At 70.5% G+C, this 4,025-nt stretch carries 1 protein-coding gene; it reads right to left on the bottom strand.

The window, feature by feature from the left end:
- Positions 1–379: 379 nt before the first annotated feature.
- Complete coding sequence (locus VG276_24070) at positions 380–3,355, bottom strand: BTAD domain-containing putative transcriptional regulator (protein ID HEV8652382.1); 2,976 nt, start codon at positions 3,353–3,355, stop codon at positions 380–382.
- Positions 3,356–4,025 lie beyond the last annotated feature (670 nt).

The raw sequence follows: 4,025 nt of genomic DNA, 5'->3' as shown, positions 1-4,025 counted from the left end.
TTCGCGGCTTGGAGGAACTGCGGTCGTCCCGGCGTTCGCGAAGGCCACGCCGGGGGGCCTTCACGCTTTCGCCGATGCTTGTCGTGGTTCGGCTGCTCAGCTTTCGGCCGGCCGGTAGGTGAGATCGACGACGCCGGTGCGGTAGGTCTTCGAGTCGACCAGCCGCAGCGCCTGTTGCGGCTTGCGGTCGACCGGTCAACGGATCGGACCGAAGACCGCCCGCCAACCTTGTGGGGCGGCTGTTCGACCCCGCTCAGGGATGAGTGGTTGCGTTCTTGCGGAGGCCAGCGATCACCTGACGGGCGCGGGACGCTCCGTGCCGGTCGCCGACCTGCTCGAACATGATCAGCGACTGTTCCAGGTGCTGGCGTGCCTGGTCTTAGCACCCTCGCGCCTGCGCGGTCATCCCGAGGTTGAGGAGCCCGTACGCCTCCCAGCGCGGGTCGCCGAGCGTCCGCGCGAAGGCGAGCGCCTGCTGGAGGTGGTCGGTGGCCTGCTCGTACTCCCCGCGCTCGTGCCGCAGGATGCCGAGCACGAGATCGGTGTAGCCCACGTAGCCAGCGTTGCCGAGCGAGCGGAAGATGTCCCGGCAGTCTGTCAGCAGCGTGAGGGCGTCCGCGGACCGTCCCTGCTGGCGGCGCACCTTGGCGGAAAACAGCATGGCCTTGGCCGCACGGTCACGGTCGCTCAGCCCACGGCACAGCTCAAGGCACTGGTCGAAGCAGGCGGCCGCGTCGGCCAGTCGGCCCTGGCGCCGGTAGGCGCGTGCCAGGCCGATCAGGCTGTCGATCTGGCCCTGCGTGTCGTGCAGGTCCGAGAAGATGGCGTTGCTCTGCGTGCAGAACGCCACTGCCTCCGGCAAGCGAGCTTGGAAGCGGCGCAGGTCACCAAGGCCACCCAGCAGCGACGCTTCGGCATGCCGGTCGCCCGCCCGTTGCGCGGCGCGGAGCGCCACCTCATGGGTGCGCTCCCAGTCGTCCCAGCACGCGGACACCTCGAAGAAGTCGGCAAGCAGCCGTGTGACGTTGGGCCAAGGGCGCTGGCATCCCTCCCGCCACGCCTGCTCCAGGCTCACCACCAGACCCTTGCGCTCGGCGGCCAACCACCGGTAGGACCGCGCCAGCGTGGCCGCGGCATCCTGCGGCACGGCCGGGGAGGCCTGCCCGGGCAGCTCCGGGGGGCGCAGCCGCAGCCCGCGCACCCAGTCCTGGGCGGTGGTGAAGTAGGTCTGCAGCGTCCGTTCCAGCGCAGCGCGCCGCGTGGCCGGCGTGTCCTCTTCGGCCAGCCGCTCCCTGGCGTACAGGCGAAGCAGGTCGTGGAACCGGTAGCGAAGCTGCCCGGCGCCGTCCTCGCCGACCGGGTCCAGCAACTGCGCGTCAGCCAGGCGCTCAGCAACGTCCTCCGCCGCAGCAGCAGGAACCTCCAGCAGGGCAACCAGCATCCAGGGCGCGAAGTCTGGTACTTCCAGCAGCCCCAGCAGCCGGAACGCGCGCCGCTCCACCTCACCAAGCCCCTGGTAGCTCAGCGCGACACTGGCGCGCACCTCCAGGTCACCGGTGGTCAATTCATCCAGCCGCCGGTGTTGCACGCCGAGCCGATCGGCCAGCCGCTGCAACCGCCAGTGCGGCTTGGCGGCCAGCCTGGCCCCCACGATCCGCAGCGCCAGCGGCAGATACCCACACAGCGCCGCGATCGTGTGTGCCGCCTGGGGTTCGCCGGCGACGCGGTCCGCTCCGACGAGCTTGCCGAGCAACTCCACCGCCTGCGCCGGGGGGAGCACGTCGAGGTCGAGCACCTCAGCCAGGGCAAGCCCGGCCAGCCGAGCACGGCTGGTGATCAGCACGACGTCGCCAGCGCCGCCCGGCAGCAGCGGGCGGACCTGCGCCTCATCGGCCGCGTTGTCCAGCAGCACCAGCGCGCGACGGTCCGCCATCAGCGAACGGTACAAGCGGACACGCTCGTCAACGGCATCAGGGATCAAGCGTCCGTCGACCCCCAAGGCGCGCAGAAACCCGCCGAGCACCCCCGCCGGGTCGAGGGCTTGCGCCTCGACGCCGCGCAGGTTGACATACAGCTGCCCGTCCGGGAACACCGAGCGCAGTTGATGGGCGGCGTGGACGGCCAGCGTGGTCTTGCCCACCCCCGCCTTGCCGACGGTGGCCGTGATCACCACCGCCGTCGACCCACGCCGACGACCCTTCACCCGAGCGTGCAGCCGCTCCAAGGCAAGCTCGCGTCCGGTGAAGTCCTCGATGTCGGGCGGCAGCTGGCGCGGCACCCCACGCGTCGGATCCGACCACGCCTGCACGCGTCCGTCGGCGCGTCCATCCAGTCCATCCAGTTCGATGGCCGCCTTCTTGAAGACCGCCCGCTCGGCGTCGGTGAGGGCCAGCGCCTCGGCAAGCAAAGCGATCGACGTGCGGCGTGGACGCTGCACGTGACCTCGTTCGAGATTCCCGATCGTCCGCACGCTCATCCCCGACCGATCGGCAAGCTCCTCCTGCGACAAGCCACGATCCACCCGGAGACGGGCCAGCAGCCGTCCGAACTCGACGCTAGCGCGAGACTCCTCGTTCCACACGCCGGTCAAGCTGACCGCGTCCGGCGGCAGCTGCCGCGGCACCACCATCCTGGCGACCGTCACCGCCCCGCTACCGGTGGGCTGCTGGTCTGGTGGGGCCAGCGCCACGTCACCACGCAGGATCTGCCGCTGCAACTGCTGCAGGGGCGGGCTGGGTTCAATCCCCAGCTCCTCAACCAGCCGCCCCCGCAGCTGCTGGTAGGCAGCCAGCGCCTCGGCCTGGCGGCCCGACCGGTACAACGCGAGCATCCACTGCCCCCACAGCCGCTCCCGCAGCGGTTCCGCTACGACCAGTCGGCGCAGCTCCGGCATCAGCCCGCCATGGCGGCCAAGCGCCAGACACGTCTCCACCCATGCCTCCACCACGACCAGGCGCCGCTCCTGCAGGCGGGCAAGCTCCCCGTCCAACCCCGCACCCAGCGGCACGTCCTCAAACGCCCGGCCCCGCCACAACCCCTGCGCCTGCCCCAGCCGCGCAGCCGCCAACGCCATCTCCCCATCGGCCAGCGCCCGCTGTCCCTCACCGGCACATCGCTCAAACACCAGCAGATCTAGCTCCTCGCCGGCCACACTGAGCTGATAACCGCCCGGCGGCGCCACGATCCGCGGCGCGCCCGCCGCCTCGCCCATCCCCAACGTCCGACGCAGCCCGGACGCGTAGGTCCGCAGCCCTCCCACGGCCGAAACCGGTGGCCGCTCGCCCCACAGTGCCTCCACCAGCAGGTCCACACGGACCGCCCGGTTGGCATGCAACAGCAGCACCGCCAGCAGCATGCGCTGCTTGGGCGCGCCTAGCCGGACCAGCCGCCCCTCACCGTCGCGAAGCTCAAGCGGCCCCAATACCCGAAACCGCACAGCTGATCGCCTCCGTCACGAATGAGCATGCGACCTCCGAACCTCCTCGATGATCCGGTTCGCGCGCCGTACAGAGGCTAACGCACCGGCGCCATAGGCATCTCCGAGCCGGGGCACGGCGGCGCCGTGGCCGCCTGAGCTGGGCATCCTCGGACCGCGTCACCCTCAGGCCGCCACTTGATCGATCCTTGATGCGGCTTGGCAGACTCGGCGGCAACCCCTACCAGTCCACGGTGCCGAGGGCGCCGAGCGCCTGTCACCGGCCGATCCGGTTGCTCATCGTCTGCTCCTGTCCACGTGGCTCAACGACGTAGCGTCTATGGAAGCGGCGCGTCTGCGGTGGTGTCGGTCAGTTCGGCGAACCCTCGTGCCTGATGCAACCTCACTGGTGCGCTTCCTGACAGCCGGCCATGCCGTCGTGCAGCGGGAGAGCGCGGCCAACCCCATGGATGCCTGACGATCGGGGCGTCCTGGGTGACATCAGCGGGGCTGCCCCTCAGGTGCGGGTAAAGGCCAGGAGGAACTCGATCACGCCGTGGTCCTCGGTCGTCACCGGCCCAAAGCTCGGGTTGGGGATGTTGTAGTCGGA

Source organism: Actinomycetes bacterium, from assembly GCA_036000965.1.
Lineage (GTDB): Bacteria > Actinomycetota > CALGFH01 > CALGFH01 > CALGFH01 > DASYUT01.
Note: the sequence above shows the minus strand (reverse complement) of the source record. Positions and strands in the feature narration are given on the sequence as shown.

Bases quoted from the DNA above. Each gene is read 5' to 3' on its own strand.
- VG276_24070 (HEV8652382.1), bottom strand. From the start codon at position 3,355: ATGCTGCTGGCGGTGCTGCTGTTGCATGCCAACCGGGCGGTCCGTGTG.